Origin of the sequence: Shewanella sp. UCD-KL12 (assembly GCF_001957125.1) — a bacterium.
In the GTDB taxonomy this organism is placed as follows: domain Bacteria; phylum Pseudomonadota; class Gammaproteobacteria; order Enterobacterales; family Shewanellaceae; genus Shewanella.
Window position 1 is genome coordinate 537262 of record NZ_MPHJ01000001.1, and the last position, 20187, is coordinate 557448.

A 20187-nucleotide genomic window follows, 5' to 3' on the forward strand; every position below is an offset into this window, starting at 1 on the left:
ACGAGCTACGAGCTTTACTCGCTACTCGCAGCTTTCTTAGCTCTATCTTGTACTCGTAGCTGATGTTAGGGAGATCTATGTTAATCAAACTTGCTTGGCGAAATTTGTGGCGACAGAAACGCCGGACGTTACTGACTGCAAGTGCACTGGCCTTAGCGTTAACTCTCTCTTTAGTTATGCGTAGCACCCAGGAGGGAAGCTATGCTAATAATATCGAAAATAGCGCTCGCTTTTCTACCGGCCTCATTCAGCTGCAACACCCAGAATTTGCCCAGACCCAGAGCATTGATGATCTACTGCCACAAAGCGATGCCTTTATCGATATCGCGAAAAATCTGCCAGATGTAGAGCGAGCTTTACCTCGCATTGAGTCATTTTCACTGGCCGCCGCTGCCGATAAGTCTAAAGGCGTTATGGTGTTGGGGGTCATGCCTGAGGAAGAGGATGATTACTCGGGGATTGCCAGTAAGCTGGTGGCGGGGGAGTTCCTTAAGCAAGATGATAAGCAAGTGATGATAGGTCAGGGCTTGGCTGAGTATTTTGAGCTTGCTGTTGGCGATGAGATCGTACTCTATGGCCAAGGGTATCGGGGGCAAACTGCTGCTGGGCTATACACAATTAAAGGCATCTTGCATTTTCCAATCTCTGGGCTCGATAACCAGCTTGTTTATATGCCATTACCACTGGCACAAACGCTGTTTAGCGCAGAGAAACAGGTGACGGCTTGGGTACTACATACCCATGAGCTTATCAATCTTGAGCGCACAGTGACCCAGCTAACCCAGGCCTATAATGAGCAAAGTGCTTCTGCGGGCTTTACTGGGCAAGTTAATGTACGGGATTGGAAGGCGCTATCTCCCGAGATGGCGCAGCAGATAGCCATGGATAAAGCGGGCGGAATTTTTATGATGTACCTGCTCTATGGCGTGGTGGGCTTTGGTCTGTTTGCCACTATCTTGATGATGACATTAGAGCGGCAGCGAGAGTTTGGCGTTATGTTAGCCACTGGACTGTTACGGCCAAAACTGCTTGTTTTAGTCATGCTTGAGTCGAGTTTTATCTCGCTTTTGGGGATCGTGTTCGGCTTACTTGTGGGCACCCCCATACTTGTCTGGTTTAACCTTCACCCAATTGAGCTAACTGGGGAGACTGCGCAGCTGATGTTAGATATGGGCTGGGAGCCGATTATTCCTATGATGCTCGCGCCATGGTTGTTTATCGACCAGATTCTGATCGTACTTATTCTGATGCTAATCTGCTTAATCTACCCATTATGGCGGGTTTACCATTTAGATTTGGTGACCGCGCTAAAGGGAGGTGAACATGCTCATTAAATTGGCTTGGCGTAATTTATGGAGAAACAAACTACGGACATCGATTATGCTCAGTGCCATGGTTTTTGGGCTCATTGGCGTGGTAACCATGATGGGCTTTATGACAGGCATGTACGGCAATATGATTGACAATGCTATTGCCTGGCAAACCAGTGATCTTCAAGTTCATAATCGGCAGTATGTTGATAATCCAGAGCTTAAGTTACTTATTCACTCCCCTGAAAATGTCACGGCAGCGTTAGCGAGTATGCCGGAAGTCAAAGCTTGGTCTTCACGGTTTTTGGTTGATGGCATGGTGGCATCGGCGCGCTCTAGTCGTGGGATCCGTATCAATGGTGTCGATATTGATGATGAAGCTAAGGTCACGCCACTTGCCAGCAAAATGATCGCGGGAACGTGGCTGCCGGCGAAGGGGAGGCACCCTGTGCTGGTATCTGAGAAAACGGCCGAACGGTTGAAGCTACGCTTAGGCTCAAAAGTCGTTTTAACCTTTAGCGATGTGAATAAAGATGTCACAGGTGCCGCTTTTAGAGTCGCTGGCATTTTCAAAACGCCATCGACAGGTTTTGATGATGGCAACCTCTATGTCAGACGAGGTGACTTGATGAAGATGGCAGGGCTTGATGGCGTGCATGAGATAGCCGTCGTGCTCCATCAAACTGACAACCGATTCTCAAATGAAGCAGCGCTTAAGGTGAAGCAACGGCTTGATGAACTAAGTGGTGAACAGGCCAATAGTGTTAGAGATTGGCAGCAGATCCAACCTATGCTGGCGACGATTATCTCTCAAATTGGCGTGAGTAATGCCATTGTGCTGGGCATTTTTATGTTAGCAATGGGCTTTGGTATTATCAATATTATGTTGATGTCGGTATTTGAGCGGACCCGCGAGTTTGGTGTTTTAATGGCTGTTGGTATGCAAAAGCATAAGGTGTTTATGTTGATCATCTTAGAGGCTGGGTTGCTAGGTGTTACGGGGGGAGTTTTAGGCGTTCTCGGCGCATCTATTTTAGTTAATATTTTACAAATTACCGGCATTGAGCTTGGGAGTATGGCTGAAGGTGTAGGAGCATTAGGTGTCGATACCACTTTGTATCCTCACGTCTCTGTGCTGGAGTACAGCGCTACATTCGCCACGGTCATTATTGTCAGCTTGTTGGCAGCGCTTTATCCGGCAAGACAGATCCTAAAGCTTTGCCCGGTTGATGCCATGGCTGAAAAGCATTAAAGACTCGTGGCAAGTTAAGACAAGTGAGGAAGGGACTAAAACTGTGTTGGTCAGTGCCTGTGTTTGTCAGTCGTTATAGAGTAAAGGGTAATTATGAGTATTCAAACAACTCAACTGTGCAAAATTTATAATCAAGATACCGACTTTCCTGTGCATGCGGTTAAGGTATTAGATCTCAATATTGAGCAAGGGGAGTTTGTAGCCGTGATGGGGCCCTCAGGCTCTGGCAAAACCACCTTGCTTAATATGATAGGCGGCATCGATGAGCCAACATCTGGCACGGTTATTATCGATGGCAATGATATCTGTCAGTTAAGTGATAAGGCGTTGATCGCTTTTCGCCGCGATCATGTGGGCTTTATCTTTCAGGATTACAGTTTGCTGCCAGTGCTTACCGCCCTTGAAAATGTCGAGTTTGTGATGCAGTTGCAGGGACATAGCGAAGCAGATTGCCGCGAACGAGCGGCAGATCTTCTTAAGCGTGTAGGGCTTGGTGAACACTTACATAAGGTGCCATCAAAACTATCCGGAGGGCAACAGCAGCGAGTGGCAGTGGCGCGCGCCTTAGCGCCAAGACCGCGATTTGTGATGGCCGATGAGCCCACTGCAAACTTAGATGCGGCTAGCACGTCTGAGCTACTGGATATTATGCAGCAGCTTAATGAAAATGAAGGCACCACGTTTATCTTCTCAACCCATGATCCCCGAGTGATAAAGCGTGCCCGCCGAGTGATTGTTTTTGAAGATGGCCAGTTAACCGAGGATAAGATGCAGTGAGGCTCACAGGCTTACTCATTTTCTCTGTGTTAGTGCTTGTTCAAAGCTTAGCTGTCGCGGCGCCAATTCCAGGGCTCGAGCCTGCTAAGAGCTGGGATCTTGATGGTTATGTGAAGTATATGGGCACGCTTTCCTACCCAGATTCATCATCAGATAGTGTTGACCATCTATTACATCAACGATTTAACTTTGAGTATCGATTCGATAGTGAGCTTAGATTTAATCTCTCGATGCGCAATAGAGTGTTTTATGGCGATAGTGCAAACATCCCGGGATACGGCGATCTTATCGGTTTAGATCCAGGTTACTGGGATATGTCGACGACCTGGTTAGACAAAAATGGTTGGGTCGGTAATGCCCAATTTGATCGCGCCTATATCGATTGGAAGCCCTGTGAACTTGCTGGTGGAGACTGGCAGGCAAGAGTGGGGCGTTTTCGTATTAATTGGGCGATGAGCACGTTGTGGAACCCCAATGATATTTTCAATGCGTATTCTATATATGACTTCGATTATGAAGAACGCTCAGGCGCTGATGCTGTACTTGTTAGCCGTAAACTTGGCTTTGCTAGCTCATTAGATTTTGTTTATAACCCAAATCAAGATAGTCAGTTAACTAGCTATGCGGCGCGTTATTTGACGAACATCGCTAGCTGGGATCTACAGTTTTTAATCGGTAAGTCAGGCTTTGATCATGTTATTGGGGCGGGTTTTGCGGGAGATATTGCTGGCGCAGGTTTTAGAGGTGAGGTGAGCTATTTTGACCCTCAATATGATTATTGGCCCATTGAGGAGGCTGCTCCAAATGGCGCGAGTACAAGCATTACGACTGCGATAAACCCTTTAGTGAATAGGGCGAGTTTATCTTCAGAACCGCAGAGACTAGAGGCAAGCAGTGTTGCCACACTCGAGATGGATTATAGCTTTACCAGCGCGAGAAACTGGATGGTCAGAGGCTCTGTGCTGCATATCTCTGCGCCCACTGAGTCTGATAGCGCGCTGCTTTATTTAAATCTTCCTCTGACTGCGAGAACCTTAAGCTTTACCAACTGGACCAGTTATCTTGAACTTGGCTTTGATATCTCACCACTGAGCCGAGTGACTGTTAGCGGCAGCTTTTATGATGATGGTTCCTATTTTTATGGTGCCAATATGAGCTACTCATTGGCCAACGACTGGACCATGCTGATGGTACTGCAGCGTTTTGATGGCCGCACTGACAGCTTGTTTTCACAGAGCGCATCGACGCTGGGATTTGTGCAGCTAAAATGGAGCTTCTAGCGTTAATGAATCTAAGTCATAATCCTATTTAGTCACGCATTCTCTTATCATTTTAGACCTATTAGTATTACATTCATCCCTTGATGCAGAAACTAGTACTTGACTAGATTAGTCGGAATTAATAACATGCTAAAAAAATGAATGTTTAAAATGATTTTCATAGGGGATCACAATGGCGATATCGGGTGTTGGTTTTTTTAAGAAGAAAGATGCGGCAGAAAAGGTGACTGAAACTGAGCTTGAGCCGATTCAAAGCTTGAAGCAAAGCACTAATGAAGCTGATGCCAAAGTTGAGGCAGATAGTAAGGCCAGTGATAAAAAGCCTAAGCATGGTGAGCCAGGAGTGTGCTGCGGTTCATGTTCATAGGGACGTTCAAAAGGGGGCGGCTCTGAGTGGCCTTAATGAAATCCTAAATGTGTAAATACATTTTAGCCAATTGACAAGCCTCGAGCCGTCGAGCCGTCGAGGCTTTTAATCGCTTAATCTTACATCACTTAAACTTAGTTAAAGCAATGCATACCTCATTTGAAAGAGAGTACTTGCTAAGCTAATGGCTTGTCACTTGAAGAGCTGATCACTTCATCTAAACATGCTTGCATCTGCTGGTTATTGTATTGATGAACAATATTTTGTGCGTTAAGCAATTGAGGTAGCTCAAGCAGGAATATCAGACCATAAATACCAAGCCCTATCCAAGGCGGCTCGACAGTGAAAAGTAAAATAAGCCCTAAAGTAAATAAGCTTAAGTTCACTGCAGCGCGGACAAACTTCTTAAGATAAAAATGATGAAAACCAGCAATAAAGCACCAATTAAGAACAGCATAGTTGTCTGGGTCTTTAATGCTTTTAAGCGTTAACTTATGATATTTTTGCCTTTGTTCATCACTTAATTGACGCACTCTTAGGCGTATGGCTTCCTCTTGCTCAACCAATGCCTCTTTAGATAAGAACATCACTTTTCCTTCAGTAAAGGATCATGGCGGATATTGACACAATCGGGCTCTGAACAGCGCATAATCCGCTTTAAGCCTATTGTGCAACCATTGAGCAAGCCATAATATTCGATGGCTTGCTTAGTGTATTCAGAGCAGGTCGGCGTAAAGTTACATTCTAGATTAAAGTAATGCTTAGAGCCGCCCTTGCGCTGATAGCGATTAATCATAGCGATAGCGAGCTTAGACAAACTCACTAGCTGTTGCGGCCTAGTGTGACTATCACGGCTTCTCGATTCCAAAATAACCAAAAGCGTTTGCGTTCGATCACCTGAAATACAACTTGCCAGCCTTCAGCGGCTTGCTCATTGAGCGTTACTTCCATTTTTTTTAGTGGCAGGCCGCTAGAGCCTAAGAATATTGTGCCGCAACCACCTTCGACAATATGTACTACCTTGTATTCTTTGTAAGCTGTCATTTTTTACCTGAAGATAAATTGAACTCTAATAGAGACAGTAACTTACATCAAATATTATCAAGCGTAAATGGAATTTACCCGATAATCCGTAGTGGTACTTTAGGAGGGGATCGGTTGCATTAATTTCAAACAATAAAGTTAACGTGCCATTTGGTGAGGTATCTCTATCGCCTTGGCTTTGATAAGATCGATTGAGTTTATTTCACCATTTCGGAGTTAGTTTGAGTCAAACCCATTCAGTCTTGGCGCATAGAAACAAAAACCTCAAGCTTTTCTTCTGTCCACTCGATCACGAATCTTTGACATTGAAGCAGGCAGACCTGATAAAAAGCTGGCTGCCTAAAGATGAGCTAACAAAAGTATCGCGTTATATTCAGCGTTCAGATCAAGAGAAAGGTCTGATGGTGAGAGGGTTTCTGCGTGGGCTCTTGTCTATTGTTGCTAAAGATAACCATGCAGATAAACAGTTATTATCTCCTAAATTTTGGCGCTTTGAATATGGAGACAAGGGTAAACCGCGTTTGACGAGTGAGCATGTTGCGAGCAGTGGGCTGACTTTTAATATCAGTCACAGTGGCGAGTGGTTGGTGATCGCTGTGCTAAGTGATACCCATTCACAGGTGAGTGAATTAGGGGTTGATATAGAGCGTTATCGCCAAAGCACTAACATTTATCCTATCTTGAACCACTATTTTACCCATGAGGAAACACAAGCGCTGCTGGCGCTGCCGAGTGCTTTGCAAAGGGACCGTTTTTTTGATTTATGGGCATTGAAAGAATCCTATATCAAGGCCAAAGGGCTCGGTTTAGCGCTATCTCTTAAGTCGTTTAGCTTTGATTTGTCTGAAATGAACAAGACAAAACTGGCATTATTTGAACAAGAGATGTGTATTGACGAATTGGAGATGAATGCAGGTATTCAGTTAAACCTTCATCAAGGGGATTTAGTTAAACCTGCTGATGACTGGACTGTGGTATTGGGTAAATTAAACCAAGATTACCGATTTGCATTAAGTGTGAATATGGCGGCAAACTTTGACGTGCATGCTCAAAAGATGGAGCTTAGCACTTTGTTAACAGGGGTTGAGTCGCGCTAGTTTAATGAAAATGAGTACAATGAAAAAAGAGCAGAGTGGCGATGATTTATCGCCATGTCTGCTCAAAAGGGAGCGAGAGATAAGTTAGTGCATAAGCAGGAAGCACTTAGACCAGAGCTTATCAATGCGCTTTATTGCTCATTTTCCGTTAGTATTTGGCTTGCAGAGTTAGCCATAGCTTATCGGTATCATTCGAGAAGCCATAACCTGCATCTGCGCCACTAAAGCTGGCGTATTTAACACCGACACTGTAATGCTTAGCAAATGGGTAAGTTGCTGCTACTCCCCACTCTTGACCCATGTCGATATCACCAAAATCTGACTCGAAGGTGTGATACTTGGCAAGTAGCTTAAGACCCGCAAGCTTAGCGGTAACAATAAGATGGGTATCTATTAAGCCATTTTCCCAGTTACCTTTACCACCGAATAAGAACTTATCTGTCCAACCGTTAAAGGCATGAAGTGTTGCTAGCGGAGTAATAAAGCCCGCTTTGCCGTCATCTGAGCCTAATACTTCATAACCGACCTTAGCTGTGAAAGCATCGAAGCCAATCCCTGCACCTAGCTTGTAGTAGTTAGCGGTATAGCTTGCCGGGTTATCTCCACCTTCTGATTGCTGTGCGTACTCAGCTTCATAACTGAGTTTTATTGCATCTAGTTTGAGCTTACCAGCAGCGCGCACACCGTAAGTGTCGGTTGAGAATGCGGCAACATCAACATTGTCGATGAGATAGGCGTAACCTGTGATATTGGCTATTTCGCCAGCTTTGTAATTTAGGTTAAGTAGGTTTGTTTCGTTCTTATGTTCATCTTTCCCTGAGCCTTCAGGGAAGATGCGATTAACATTATTGATGTATGAGTAGTACGCAGTGAAGTTTTCAAGGGCGGTATTTTTTACCGAGAAAGCATCGTATGTTTGCTCATTCTGACGGAAGCCTACACCACCTACAAAGCGCTGGTTATCAAGCAAGATACGTTGGCGGCCATATTTTACGAGCGTATCGGCAGGGCCTCTATAGCCTAAAAATGCTTGGTTGATCTGTGTGTATTCGTAATCGGCAATGAGTGCTTCATTATCGGTAGAGCGAACATCATCGACTTCTGTCAATGCGAACAGCTTGTAGATATCGCCAGTTTGATAAGTAAGGCGAGTTCTTAAGGTTGTTTGGTTTTGGCTGTCTACAGTATCGACATCCACATCTTCATAGCGTAATCGGAATTGAAGGTTAACCTTTGAATCATCAATAAAGGCTTTTTTAAGTGGATCAACAGTATCAGCTGTTACTGCAGATGAGGCCAAACTTGCGAGGATAGCGAGTGTTAGAGCACGAACTTTCATGATGTAATCCTTTTGTTTCATCATTGCTTTTGTGCTGTTATAGATGTGAATGGCTCTGTGTTTTTTGATCTAAAACAATGTTACGGATTGATTAATTTTTAGTGTGTTAAAATGTGATAAAGATCAATGGCTTGTACCTATAAAGGTATACCTACAAAGTGGTATTTGGTGTTGATTTTGATATTGATGTTAACAGTGGCATCGGTGTGGTGGATTTGAATTTTTGATTCGTTTGGCTATGAGATAACAGCATCGATTCACATAAAGCTAGACACTGTCGCGCAAAAGGAAAAGGGGCTCAGTGAGCCCCATAATAACCAGATAACACCTTATCTGCTATTTCCTTTTAGTGTTTGTTGTAAAAGTTAGCATCAACTTCGCTGCCTTTTGCTGGGCGAGGGACAATCTCAAAGCTAGTATCAAATTCTACAGAGGCTGCTTTTAGTTTATTTAGCACTTCAGGATCGCCACTTATTGATGCTTTGCCTGTTTTGCTGAGCTCGGCCAAACTAGCATTACCTAAGAGTATTTGAGTGACATCCGCCTTGTTGATAGTAAGGGTCGCATCTGCTTGCTTAACTTCGGTAACCAAGCCGTTGTTTAAGTTACCATTTGACATCTCTACGAAGTGGATCTCTTTAAGGTCTGGTATCACAACATTAAGCGTAAATGGCGTGTGCTGAGCGATACTTGAATCTACTTTAACTGCCATAAAGTCGAGTAAGTTGGTGATAGACATCTCGGCAATCACATCAGCTGACGCTGTTTTAGGCGTGCCAGGTAGTGTACCAACTCTTAGCTCCTGCGCACCGGTCAAATAGGTATTACGCCATCCCATGGTCTCAGACTGATAGCCCAATTGCTCGTAGGTATCTGCAAGCAGTGTACGTGCAGCTTTGTTTTCTGGCTCTGCTATCACGACTTTATTAAGCGCTGTGGCCACAAAGCGATACTCCCCTTGCTTATAGTCAGCTTGTGCTTTATTTAGAATCGCATTAGCGCCGCCCATATATTCGACGAACTTGGCTGCTTCCGGGTGGGTAGGAAGTGGGTTGAGATTGGCTGGGTTCATGTCGAAGTAACCCAGATACATGTTGTATACGGCACGGGCATTGTGACTGTATGAACCGTGGTAGCCGTTGGTATGCCAAGCTTGTTGAATAGAGTTTGGGAGCACTTTTACTATTTCATCGCCAATGTCTTGCATCACTACGCCTTGGTTGGCTAAACGCAACGACTGATTATGAACAAAGCCATAGTTATCTCGTTGTAGCTTCATAAAATCATTAATCTGGTCATTGCCCCAGATAGGTGATGAGTGAGAACCAAATAGGGTGTTTACTTCACCACCCCATGCGTTAATCATTTCGTTGATATCTTTTGACCACTTCAGGGAGTCACGTACTTTTGCACCGCGTAAAGTGTAGATATTATGCATGCCGTGGTACATCATCTCGCCGGTCCAAAGCGATTTCATACTTGGTATATAAGTTGCCATTCCTGCTGGCGCCTCAGTGCCTGCAGTATCGATAAATATCATCTCTAAACCATCGATGGAGATAGTTTCAAATTTACCGTTTTGGTTTAGCTCGTAATCTGGGATCACATAAGTTATCTCGCCTTTTGAGAGTGCTTTACCAAGACCCGCATCAACGATGCCGTGATCATGAGCCCCTAAGGTTGCCCCGTATTGATAGGCTGTACGGCGAGACATGGCATTACCTGCTAGTACATTTTCATCAATGGTCTCTTTAGTGATCCCGTTAGCGCCATAGACTTTGACCTCAGGAAACATCTCCTGAATGGCTCGTGACCCCCCAAAGTGATCAGCATGTGAATGTGAGTAGATCATGGCAACAATGGGAAGCTTATTTCCTTCAGGAACATTGTTAAAGAAGAACTCAGTAGAGGTCTTTGCCGCTTCTTTAGTGAGCAAAACATCGTAGACTATCCAGCCGTTGTCTGAACGGATAAAGGTGATATTGGATAGATCCGTTCCACGTACTTGATAAATACCTTCTCGTACCTCATAAAGCCCGGCAGCAGTCATATTGACCTGCGCTTGACGATATAGGGAGGGGTTAACGGTCGCAGAGACGCTATCTTGATCAATAAACCCATAGTCGTCGAACATAATGGCGGCTGAGGCTTTATCAAGTGGTGCGATAAGCCCGCGCTTATTGTTTTCGAAGGCTTGTCTGTTATCCCAATCTAAGGTTGCTGAAAAGGCTTGGTTTGTATCGAGTGTGGCTTGAGTTGCAGCCTTACCATTAACATTGAGATCACCATGAACGTGGTCATGATCATGTTGCGCTGCATTGGCACTAAATGTAAGTGTATTTAATGACAGTGCGGCGATGATAGATACAGCGAGTCGTGATGTTTTCATATGTTACCTCTATCGAACTGGGTTATTTCAGGCTCTTGTGGTAATAGTCTTAGTTGACTTGCGATGAGCGTGAGTCGATTTTCAAACTGTTGCGCTCAGTTTACCTGTCTTGAATTGATTAATAATTATGGTTAACCTGCAAGTTAATATTTATAATATAAATATTAGGCTTGTTAGTTTGGATGCTGAAATCAGTGTTTGGAGAGTAGATGCCACAGCAAAAAAAATTCGACCTTAACCTTTTACGCGTATTTACTACCGTTTGTAGAACCGCTTCTTTTAGTCGGGCCGCAGAAGAGCTGGATCTGACTCAATCATCGGTGAGCAATGCCATTTCTCGACTTAAACGCGCTGTGGGTGAGGAGTTATTTATTCGAGTTGGTCGCGGGGTTAAGCCGACTGCGGCAGCATTGAGTTTGTATGAGCAGTTTGATACGCCACTTGCGCATATCGAGCAGACCTTGTTAGGACTCGATAGGTTTGATCCACAAACGAGTCAAAGAATATTCCATATCTATGCGAATGAAACAATGATTAGTCTGCTGCACAGCGTAGCGGAGCAGATGTTTAGTCAAACTGGGGTCAAACTCATTTTTCAGGAAACCCCTATTGAAGAGCAAAAACTGCAACTTGACCTTCAACTTGAAGTTGTAGATTTAGCGATTGATATGATTAGGCCTAACTTAGCATCCTTTAAAACCCAGGAAGTTATGACTGATAAGCTAGTCTGCGTGGTGAGAAAAGGACATCCTAGGATCTGTGGCTCTATTACTCGTAAGCAATATTTTTCTGAACGACACATTATTCTTAATATGCGAAGAGGGAATTTAAGTGTGATGGATCTGCTTACCGATGAGGTGTTACCTGCACGAGAGATGTATTCAGAACAAGCATCAATACTTGCCATGCTAGCCACAGCATCAAACAGTGATGCCATTACTCTCGCCTCGAACTCTTATGCTAATCAATATGCAGAGCTGTTTGGTCTGCAAGTGTTACCTCTACCACTGGAGGTTAACCCTATTAAGTACCATATGGTCTGGAGTAGTAAGTTAAGTCGAAACCCAGCTAACCTCTGGTTAAGAGATACAATATTAAATTTGATAGAGTCAAGACTATGAACTTATATCTGAAAAAAGATGAGTGTTAACTCATCTTTTTAATGTGGTTGCTTTGATGTTTCTACTCTCTATTGTCTGGCTAAACGATGGCTCTCTGGCGGATTTTCAAAGTCACTGCGGTATGGATTTATATCTAAACCACCACGTCTTGTATACCTTGCATATACAGTGAGCTTTGCACATTGACAGAAACGTTTAAGGTCGACAAAAATTCGTTCGATACATTGCTCATGAAATTCATTGTGCTGGCGAAATGAGATCAGGTATCTAAGCAGTTTTTCTCTGTCGATTTTTGGGCCTTGGTAGCGAATCATTACGCTGCCCCAGTCCGGTTGAGAAGTAATTAAACAGTTTGATTTTAGCAAGTTAGAGTTGAGTGTTTCAGCAACCATCGCTTTTTCATCGGTGCTATTCTCAAGGTACTCAGGATTAAAGCTGTAATCATCGACTTCAATATCTAAATCATCGATACAGGTTCCAGGAAGCTCGACGATACGTTGAGAGGTAAATTGCTTTGGCTCAATCACCTTTACTATGACTTCACCCTCAGCACAATCTGAAAGATCTTTGGCTAACGTGGTTTGGACGTGTTCGATGCTATCGAATCGAGTCTGGTTAAACGTATTTAGATATAATTTAAACGATTTAGATTCGATTAAATTTTTACTATCAAAACTCAGGTAGAACTCAGCTATTGCGACAACGGGTTTACCTTTGGCGTTTAGCCAGGAAAGTTCATAGCCTGTCCAGATGTCAGTCCCATGGAATGGCAGAGCGTCAGTTAAGGCTATCGCATCACGATTGAGTTTACGCGGAACCCCTTGCAGCAAAGATGCATCATACTCAGCTTGATAGCCCGTTGCTTTACCAAGGGTTAATCCACTCAGTGCTTTTGCATTCTCATAAGGGTCATGAACTTGTGTCATCAATAGATATTCCATGTCAAAATAGACGCACATTATACTCAAATTTTGGATCTCTGCTAAGTGTCTTCTTTACCTGCACTCGATAATTTATTGAAAATATATCACCAAGCATATATGGATAAGCTAGGTGAATCACCTCGATACTATCCCAGAGGGGAAAACTCTGACTGCATTGAGGGGGATTATGCAGATAAAGTGAACTCAGATGATAATGATGATTTGTTGGTATTTTGGAAGCCGGTTAAGCGCGCTGAAGTCGGCAGCTTTGAAAATGTCGAGTCGGCGCTAGAATTAAAGCTTCAAGTTGATATTAATGAATTTTATGGGGCACACTTCTCGGCACCTTTGCTATTCGATAGTCAGTGGGGGGAGGGGGAGCTACTTCAGGCATGGAGTTTGACCGATTTTGAGTACCTCCAGCAAAATATTATCGGTCACTTGATGATGAAGAAAAAGCTTAAGCAACCACCGACTTGGTTTATCGGTGTACTAGGGAACGGTGAGCAGATGCTGACCGTTGATAACAGTGATGGTAGTGTCTGGATTGAGATCCCTGGAGAGGAGCAATCTGAAAAATTATCAGACAATTTAAATGACTTTATCAAGCAAGTCTCTCCTAGAGTCGCCCCTCCAGAACTTCATGTTGAGGAGCCTATGCCCAAGCTTGATCACCCAGGCATATGGAATCGGATTAAAGTCATGTGGAATAACTTAAAAAGATCTTAGGCTCAAGAATCTAAGGCTGTTATCACAAGTGATCCCATGAGATGTTTGACACTATTCTGCAGGTGTCACAGCGAAAATGAAACATATCGAGTAGTGGCTCATCGAGTAGCCACTCCTTATTGCCACATCGTGGGCATGGACGCATCTTCTCTGAGGCTAAGCTCTCACCGCCGACACGATAGAGGTAATAGTAGGTCGGTATTTTGGTCAGGTATTCCAGCCTGCCTCTGAGATCCCAACCACGGCGAAATAGGTCACTTTGGATTGATGTTAACTCATCTAATGCGGCGAACTCTGCTTTAGTACCCGCAGCCATCTGCAACTCATCACAGGCTTGCCACTCAGTCTGCCATCGAATAATTCGTTTATGGTCGCCGTTAAACGTAGCTGGTAGCTGATAAAGTGGGATCGGCTGAAGCGTATCGCCATTCCTAACTGGTGAGCACATATGTACATAGCTTGTGTATAGCAGTTGCCAGCTCGGCGCTTCAGAGCTGCTTACCTCTGAATTGATATCTTGGCCGATGTACTTCTCTCTAGGAGCAAGCAGCTTAGCATCGGTGAGCTCTTCTAAGGCTCGACTCACCCAAGGGCTGTTAAAGCGTTTCGCTAAGCTGCTTTTTTCAGGCATGAGCAATCTAACTTTGAACTCACCATCATTAAAGGCAACGGCAAACTCACGACCTAGTACTTGCCCGTTAGCCCGATAAGCCTCTAGAAGCCCATTGATTGCTTTTTCGGCTGCTGTAATTGTCGTGTTGTCAAAGCATTCAAACCTTAATTCAATAACGTGCATTACTTTTTTCCCTCAAGGTTCAAGGCTTCAAGTTTTGCTAATCGTTTACTCATCTGCTGATAACAGGTCTTTAGTTGAGCGAGTTCCAATCTTAACTCGTCTATTTCACTCTCTTTACCAGTTTTAGCAACTGGTTGTGGCTCAAGTTCAGATAGCTGCTTTATAGCATCACTGTCCATGGATTTGAACTGCTGCAATCCCTGAATAAGGATAGGCATAGGAAGGGTATTACCAAGTTTAGTTTTTATCAGTGCTAGCGTCGGCACCTTACCTTTACTGGCTATCGATTTAGCTGCTGCTAACACTTGCTCAAGAGGGCTCATAATTTGGTTAATCTTCTCATCTGTTTGTGATTCTAACCAACACTAGGCGCAAGTTAATCAGTTAAATTATATGCTTTACAATGTGTTAGTGTTTTGGCCTGTTATTTGCTTTATTCGCCATTAACTATAATAAAGAAATAGGATGTCATAGTGAAAACAAATTTAATTGGTTTAGTATTTATTGGCGCTGCTAGTTTAAGCTTATCTGGTTGTGTACTCAATATCGGTGATGGAGAGTCAGGTTGGAGTGGGCAAGAGGGCTGGGAGGAAACTCAAAACGTAAATAAGGCAAACCTTTCAAAACTCAGTCTAGGAATGACTCGTGAACAGGTTAGCATTTTAATGGGAACTGCAGATTTCAATGAAGCTTACATTGAGAAAGATAAGGAAGTGCATGTACTGTTTTATCGCACCCAGCGAACCAATGGTGATGGAAAGACCACCAAAGATGAGTGCACACCAGTTGTACTTAGTAATAATACCCTCGTAGGCTGGGGGGAGATGGCCTACAAAAATATATAAGCAATACCGATAATTTTATTATCTCAATAGGGCGTCCAAATGGTCGATAAGTTCAGACCATTGGGCATCCTCCTCTAAAGCTTCTTTTAAAAAACTTTTTTGAGCGTCATTCCAAAAATCAGCCTGAAATAGGTGTACGTTTTTCGGAATGCTATGGTTGCCGATAAAGCTTTCAATCCCTTTTTCACTGCTATCTAGACCTAGCTGCTCGAATAGGTGACTGAGATCTTGTGGTGTCGTATCCATATTCTTACCCTCTGATCATTATCTGAAAACATTCACTAGAATTAATATTAGCAGCATGAAAACTTATCGCCTAAGTGCAAGTGGCAAAAGGTGCATATTGTTTAATATTTACACTGCGGATCTTGCTTGTTACATTAGATGTTAATTGATCTAGATCAAAGGATGATAATATATGATGTCTGTGGATAATCCAATATCAGAAACTTATCGAGCTGTATATCTTACGGCTGAAGATCTCCGAGTTGCTGCCTCTATTCTTTATAACGCCTATCATGATGACCCATTTTTTATTGAAACACTTCATTCTGGTGATCTGGCACTTTATGAACAGAAATTACGTGGAGCAATAAGAGAGGAGCTTAACGAGCTATGGCAACAGGAGCAGACTTTAATAGGCTTATTTGAAGGTGAGCGAATGTTAGGGGTTGTATGTATTGTGACTCAGCAACTTCCTTTAGGTGAATCCCGTTACTGGCACTGGCGATTAAAAATGCTAATAAGTACTGGCTGGCAATCTACGCAGGCTTTAATAAACAAGGAGACCTGCTTACTTGAGCATTTACCGAGTTCTCGTTGTGGCATTTTGCAATTTATTGCTGTTTCACCGTCAGAGCAAAAGAAAGGCTTAGGAAGCCAGTTAGTTCAAGCTGTGACTAGTTGGTGTGATGAACAACCTGAAATGGACGGTGTCGCGGTATTTGCTAGTGAGCAAGCCCATGCACAAATTTTTAGTCTGCATGAGTTTGCGGTGCTTGAAAAATTGTTTATCGGTAAGGTCGAGGGTGAATTGCTTTATTACCATGGCGATAATGATTAGCCATACGCATCAGTTACTAAGGGATAGAATAAGATATGAGTGAGAAGAACTCCTGCAGATACCCTTCATTTAAAGCATTTTATCCGTTCTATTTATCACAGCATAGTGACCGTAAATGTAGAGCGTTGCATTATATTGGTAGTTTATCAGTGCTAGCGCTGTTTGCTTTTAGTGTTAGTTTTGGCTTATATCAACTTTTGCTTCTTTTACCCCTTGTAGGTTATGGCTTTGCTTGGATTGGCCATTTTGTTTTTGAAAAAAATAGACCTGCGACTTTTCAGTATCCGCTTTACAGTTTTTTTGCCGATTGGGTAATGCTAGCTCAATGGCTAGTAACTCTAGTTAAGCGTAAAAATGTTAGTTAATGGCTGAGCGTGTTAATCATAAAGACTAAACGCTCTGTGGGGACTTTAGCTATTCACATCACTGCTGCTAGGGCTTACAGTACTTTTAATTGTAAATGTATCGCCATTGTTACCATATGGTTGGTATTCGTCTAATAATTATCTGCTGTTTATGAAATAGCGTTAATCGCTATTTAACACGTCTTACTCTGCTTAAAATTAGACTGCGCAGGTTACTTTAGAAGCTTCTCTCACTTTTTGATCTTATTTTCTATTAAATTACAGCTAGCTAGAATGGAGATGGCTTCTGCTTATTAGGGGGGAACCATGGCTGTATAGCTAAGATTGTGGGGATGATAAAAGAGTGAATGTTGCTTTTTGTTGATATTAATGAAGTGAATTTATTAACATCTGAACAGTCATAATCCTAATTTGCTTGAGTGCGTGTGAGAGATCTCTTACAAGAATGTAGGACAAGTGGATTGTTTTCTTATGGTGAACCCTCACCCCTACACTTAACTCACTGTTTAGTATCATCTTTGTACGTTTTGTTAGCGACTGCATTCGTTATGGATAATGTTAATGTTTAGTATTTAGGCAAATATTTTATCAAGATCACCTAGAATTTAACTCGTACAAGGAAATGTATGAAAGGGATGGAAACAGTGGTCAGGAAGATCATATTGTGACAAAGGGATAGTCACAGAATGGATTCATTCAAGGAAGAGATATTCTAGGATTGAGTATCACTTGCTGATAGTAAGCAAAATTATCCAGGATGGACAGTTTGCAATCTGGAAGACTGCATACACGGAACGTACAGAAAGGAATCGACAGGGATGAAGTTTGGACACGCTTAAGGATGAGTTAGCTCGGTTAAAGGATTTATCGAGCAAAGGGATAACAATGGATCTGCATGGATGAACGTTGGACACGCTTAAGGATGAGTTAGCTCGGTTAAAGGATTTATCGAGCAAAGGGATAACAATGGATCTGCATGGATGGACGTTGGACACGCTTAAGGATGAGTTAGCTCGGTTAAAGGATTTATCGAGCAAAAGGATAACAATGGATCTGCATGGATGAACGTTGGACACGCTTAAGGATGAGTTAGCTCGATTAATGGACTATCGAGTAAATGGATAAATATATGGATATACATGGATGAACTTTTGGACACGCTTAAGGATGAGTTAGCTCGATTAATGGATTATCGAGTAAATGGATAAATATATGGATATACATGGATGAACTTTTGGACACGCTTAAGGATGAGTTAGCTCGGTTAATGGACTATCGAGAATAAGGAAATGTAACCTCAAATATTTTTATTTGTCGATACAGGGAGCTAAAAAGGATGTTACAAGGATGATGCAGGGAGCACATTGAACGCATGGATGGTGCAGGGAGCACAATAAATAGCAGGACTGCTTAACAAAAGAGACAGAAAGCGCGACTTCGATGAAGCCGCGCTTTTTCTTTATCTATAGGTTATCGATTGTGCTGCGCTTAGCGTTCTACCAACCTACTACTAAGGCCTTTATTAGCAGTTTTTCCTGTGTGATTTTATGAATATTTACTTATTCAGGTTGGTATTATTTACATTTACCTGTATTACAACTGCCGCGTGAGCCACAACTTCCACCAACAGAGCCTCTGGACTCTGGGGCATCTATCCACTCAGGCTCAGGGAAAATTGGCCAAGATACTTTAGTGACCTTTTTACCATGCATTGAGATATTAGCGCGAAATTGATTAATGCCATCAGTACTAAACTCAAGAATATATTTGGCTTTCCAAGTAAGCCCACTGCTACCACCTATGCTAGGTCTTGCTGACTCCATTGCAATGGCGAGGAGTTGTACTTTCTGCTTTTGACACTCTCGTTGAGCATAAACACGGCTCAACTCGGCCATTTGTCGTAATTGCCAAAAGAATGCTGCAATAACGACAAGTGCAACTATGAGTAAAAAATCTGTCATCATGATTTTATGACCTTAAATAAGCCACCGATAGCATTTGCTAATTTAGGGCTACGGTTCGGATTGCGTAGTTCTGATAGTATCAGAGTTCGCAACAATGGGATTGCCACAATATCAGCAAAAATTTGATTAAAAAAGTGCTGCTCTTGAGTGGCTAATGCTTCTAAGAAGAGTGTACGAGTTTGATCATGCTTTAACACTGTCCAGTTTCTCGCCGCAATAGTCAGTAAAGCATCTGCATCTAACAGGGATTTTTCATCGAGATGTGCAATCGCCTTTTGTGCTAGTTTATCATTCGATGCTAGAGCGCGCAGGAAAAATAGTTTATGGGTGTTGTCGGCACTAAGTAGTTGATTAAGTAGTTTTTCTGCGAGTTGTTCTTCTATATTTAAATGCTCTAAACACTGGCAAACTGCTATCTGTACTTCTATTGAACTGCTATCAAAACTGCTGATAAGGTGTGCATTATGATCGAGTTCGTTGGCCCGTACACAGATATCTGCAATACCTTGTAAGCCTACTTGTTGCCATTTATCTGCTTCAATCTGACCTGATAGATATTGATAGGCGAATTCATACTGAGGTGAAGCCGTGCCACTGAGTTGCTTTCTAACTAGCGCATTAAAGACTGCTAGCTTTTCAGATGAAGGTTTAAATGCGAAGGGGTGATTTGCAAGCTTTTGTTGCTCCTCTTCGGTGAGTGTTTTATTTGGATCTTTGCCTAAAGCTTCAATCACCATCTTGATAAATTGCGTTCTGGGAGCTGGAGACAGTAAACCACGTTCATCTAAAGGTAGTTTTAAAAACCAAATATAGTGTTGTTGGCTTTTATCCCAAAAGACAACAGCGAACTGTGCATGCCCCTGTATTGGAGATGGGTAAGGAGCTTCTAGGTTCTCAAATTGATGAAACGCCATTATATCTATGCTTTGTACTCTTCGACCCATGTCATACACTTGAAATTGAGTACTTGCTGTCGATAAAAATTGGCTGAGAGTAGTGATTTCTGTCATTTTGTTTTTATTGCACTGAGATCCGTAATGTAGTGACGACTATTATAGGGAGAAGTCAGTTGAGATGGTATTATTGTCAGCTAAATATGATGTGCTAATTGGATATTTCGGCTTTTTCGTTAAATATTGCCATCATTTTGTAAATAGAAGCTAACAGGTGAGAATTTATCTATGGTGCAGGATAGCCGATATGAAGCGACATCCCATATGCTATACAAAATTGAGAATGAGTTAAAAAATCACGCTTTATGGTCTGATCAAGCCCCCTCAATTGAAGCCATGGCTGATACATCGCCTTTTAGTGTCGAAACTATGCCTTTTGAAAACTGGGTTCAATTTATTTTCCTACCGAAGATGCGGTCTCTTATCAATGCAAAGCGTGAACTGCCTTCAAGTATTGCTATAGCACCTATGGCAAGCCATTTATGGAACCATAAAGCTGAATTACAGACGTTGATTACGGTTTTCGAAGAGCTGGACAAATTTTTAAGTGAATCTAGATAATGATAGTGAAAC

At 42.7% G+C, this 20187-nt stretch carries 23 protein-coding genes; 12 read left to right on the plus strand and 11 right to left on the minus strand.

Annotated features, from left to right (window positions below):
* Nucleotides 1–77 precede the first annotated feature (77 nt).
* The 5 genes from BM736_RS02270 to BM736_RS02290 all read left to right on the plus strand — a co-directional run bounded on the left by BM736_RS02270 (nt 78) and on the right by BM736_RS02290 (nt 4986).
* Nucleotides 78–1334: an ABC transporter permease gene (locus BM736_RS02270; protein ID WP_076408103.1), complete on the plus strand. Its 1257-nt coding sequence runs from the start codon at nt 78–80 to the stop codon at nt 1332–1334.
* Nucleotides 1324–2562 (plus strand): FtsX-like permease family protein, encoded by a 1239-nt coding sequence (locus BM736_RS02275; protein ID WP_076408105.1) that lies wholly within the window; start codon nt 1324–1326, stop codon nt 2560–2562. Before BM736_RS02270 ends, BM736_RS02275 begins: the two co-directional genes overlap by 11 nt.
* 93 nt (nt 2563–2655) lie before the next feature.
* Nucleotides 2656–3339, plus strand: coding sequence for an ABC transporter ATP-binding protein (locus BM736_RS02280; RefSeq protein ID WP_076408107.1), 684 nt, complete (start codon nt 2656–2658; stop codon nt 3337–3339).
* On the plus strand, nt 3336–4619 hold the full coding sequence (locus tag BM736_RS02285; RefSeq protein WP_076408109.1) for a hypothetical protein: 1284 nt from the start codon (nt 3336–3338) through the stop codon (nt 4617–4619). Before BM736_RS02280 ends, BM736_RS02285 begins: the two co-directional genes overlap by 4 nt.
* A gap of 172 nt (nt 4620–4791) precedes the next feature.
* Complete coding sequence (locus tag BM736_RS02290) at nt 4792–4986, plus strand: CCGSCS motif protein (RefSeq protein WP_076408111.1); 195 nt, start codon at nt 4792–4794, stop codon at nt 4984–4986.
* Nucleotides 4987–5162: 176 nt separating this feature from the next.
* Here BM736_RS02290 and BM736_RS02295 read toward each other — a convergent pair whose 3' ends face one another.
* From BM736_RS02295 to BM736_RS02305, 3 genes are read right to left on the minus strand one after another with little or no spacing between them, the layout of a single operon-like run.
* Nucleotides 5163–5573, minus strand: a complete 411-nt coding sequence (locus BM736_RS02295) for a hypothetical protein (protein WP_076408114.1) — start codon at nt 5571–5573, stop codon at nt 5163–5165.
* A complete protein-coding gene (yidD, locus tag BM736_RS02300; RefSeq protein WP_256717673.1) occupies nt 5573–5809 on the minus strand; it encodes a membrane protein insertion efficiency factor YidD in 237 nt (78 codons plus the stop codon). The genes BM736_RS02295 and yidD overlap by 1 nt, the downstream gene beginning before the upstream one ends.
* The gene (locus BM736_RS02305) at nt 5809–6030 is read right to left on the minus strand and encodes a DUF4177 domain-containing protein (protein WP_076408117.1); all 222 of its coding nucleotides are present in this window, start codon (nt 6028–6030) and stop codon (nt 5809–5811) included. Before BM736_RS02305 ends, yidD begins: the two co-directional genes overlap by 1 nt.
* Nucleotides 6031–6251: 221 nt before the next feature.
* On the opposite strand from BM736_RS02305, the gene BM736_RS02310 reads away from it, so the two are divergent.
* Nucleotides 6252–7127 (plus strand): 4'-phosphopantetheinyl transferase superfamily protein, encoded by an 876-nt coding sequence (locus BM736_RS02310; RefSeq protein WP_083699796.1) that lies wholly within the window; start codon nt 6252–6254, stop codon nt 7125–7127.
* A gap of 148 nt (nt 7128–7275) precedes the next feature.
* Here BM736_RS02310 and BM736_RS02315 read toward each other — a convergent pair whose 3' ends face one another.
* Together BM736_RS02315 and BM736_RS02320 are read right to left on the minus strand one after the other, a co-directional pair.
* The gene (locus BM736_RS02315; protein WP_076408119.1) at nt 7276–8466 is read right to left on the minus strand and encodes an alginate export family protein; all 1191 of its coding nucleotides are present in this window, start codon (nt 8464–8466) and stop codon (nt 7276–7278) included.
* A gap of 346 nt (nt 8467–8812) precedes the next feature.
* Nucleotides 8813–10855 carry an alkyl/aryl-sulfatase gene (locus BM736_RS02320; RefSeq protein WP_076408121.1) on the minus strand — a complete coding sequence of 681 codons (2043 nt, stop codon included), beginning with the start codon at nt 10853–10855 and terminating at the stop codon, nt 8813–8815.
* A gap of 209 nt (nt 10856–11064) precedes the next feature.
* Between BM736_RS02320 and BM736_RS02325 the strand changes: the two genes are divergently transcribed.
* A complete protein-coding gene (locus BM736_RS02325) occupies nt 11065–11976 on the plus strand; it encodes a LysR family transcriptional regulator (protein ID WP_076408123.1) in 912 nt (303 codons plus the stop codon).
* Between the two features lie 68 nt (nt 11977–12044).
* Here BM736_RS02325 and queF read toward each other — a convergent pair whose 3' ends face one another.
* Nucleotides 12045–12902 (minus strand): NADPH-dependent 7-cyano-7-deazaguanine reductase QueF, encoded by an 858-nt coding sequence (gene queF, locus BM736_RS02330; protein WP_179079003.1) that lies wholly within the window; start codon nt 12900–12902, stop codon nt 12045–12047.
* 60 nt (nt 12903–12962) lie between these two features.
* On the opposite strand from queF, the gene syd reads away from it, so the two are divergent.
* Nucleotides 12963–13628, plus strand: a complete 666-nt coding sequence (gene syd, locus BM736_RS02335; RefSeq protein WP_076408127.1) for a SecY-interacting protein — start codon at nt 12963–12965, stop codon at nt 13626–13628.
* Nucleotides 13629–13650: 22 nt separating this feature from the next.
* Here syd and BM736_RS02340 read toward each other — a convergent pair whose 3' ends face one another.
* Both BM736_RS02340 and BM736_RS02345 read right to left on the minus strand, forming a co-directional pair.
* Nucleotides 13651–14424, minus strand: coding sequence for a Zn-ribbon-containing protein (locus tag BM736_RS02340; protein WP_076408130.1), 774 nt, complete (start codon nt 14422–14424; stop codon nt 13651–13653).
* The gene (locus tag BM736_RS02345; protein WP_076408132.1) at nt 14424–14747 is read right to left on the minus strand and encodes a hypothetical protein; all 324 of its coding nucleotides are present in this window, start codon (nt 14745–14747) and stop codon (nt 14424–14426) included. Before BM736_RS02345 ends, BM736_RS02340 begins: the two co-directional genes overlap by 1 nt.
* A gap of 150 nt (nt 14748–14897) precedes the next feature.
* On the opposite strand from BM736_RS02345, the gene BM736_RS02350 reads away from it, so the two are divergent.
* Nucleotides 14898–15269: a DUF3192 domain-containing protein gene (locus BM736_RS02350; protein WP_076408134.1), complete on the plus strand. Its 372-nt coding sequence runs from the start codon at nt 14898–14900 to the stop codon at nt 15267–15269.
* Nucleotides 15270–15287: 18 nt separating this feature from the next.
* Here BM736_RS02350 and BM736_RS02355 read toward each other — a convergent pair whose 3' ends face one another.
* The gene (locus tag BM736_RS02355; protein WP_076408136.1) at nt 15288–15515 is read right to left on the minus strand and encodes a DUF2789 domain-containing protein; all 228 of its coding nucleotides are present in this window, start codon (nt 15513–15515) and stop codon (nt 15288–15290) included.
* 181 nt (nt 15516–15696) lie between these two features.
* On the opposite strand from BM736_RS02355, the gene BM736_RS02360 reads away from it, so the two are divergent.
* The gene (locus BM736_RS02360; protein ID WP_076409837.1) at nt 15697–16332 is read left to right on the plus strand and encodes a GNAT family N-acetyltransferase; all 636 of its coding nucleotides are present in this window, start codon (nt 15697–15699) and stop codon (nt 16330–16332) included.
* 35 nt (nt 16333–16367) lie between these two features.
* Nucleotides 16368–16697, plus strand: coding sequence for a DUF962 domain-containing protein (locus BM736_RS02365; protein WP_076408138.1), 330 nt, complete (start codon nt 16368–16370; stop codon nt 16695–16697).
* A 1574-nt stretch (nt 16698–18271) separates the two neighbouring features.
* Here BM736_RS02365 and BM736_RS02370 read toward each other — a convergent pair.
* The gene (locus BM736_RS02370) at nt 18272–18661 is read right to left on the minus strand and encodes a DUF3301 domain-containing protein (protein WP_076408140.1); all 390 of its coding nucleotides are present in this window, start codon (nt 18659–18661) and stop codon (nt 18272–18274) included.
* Nucleotides 18658–19671 carry a DUF3549 family protein gene (locus BM736_RS02375; protein WP_076408142.1) on the minus strand — a complete coding sequence of 338 codons (1014 nt, stop codon included), beginning with the start codon at nt 19669–19671 and terminating at the stop codon, nt 18658–18660. The genes BM736_RS02370 and BM736_RS02375 overlap by 4 nt, the downstream gene beginning before the upstream one ends.
* Nucleotides 19672–19842: 171 nt before the next feature.
* Between BM736_RS02375 and BM736_RS02380 the strand changes: the two genes are divergently transcribed.
* Nucleotides 19843–20175, plus strand: a complete 333-nt coding sequence (locus tag BM736_RS02380) for a YqcC family protein (protein ID WP_076408144.1) — start codon at nt 19843–19845, stop codon at nt 20173–20175.
* Nucleotides 20176–20187: the final 12 nt, after the last annotated feature.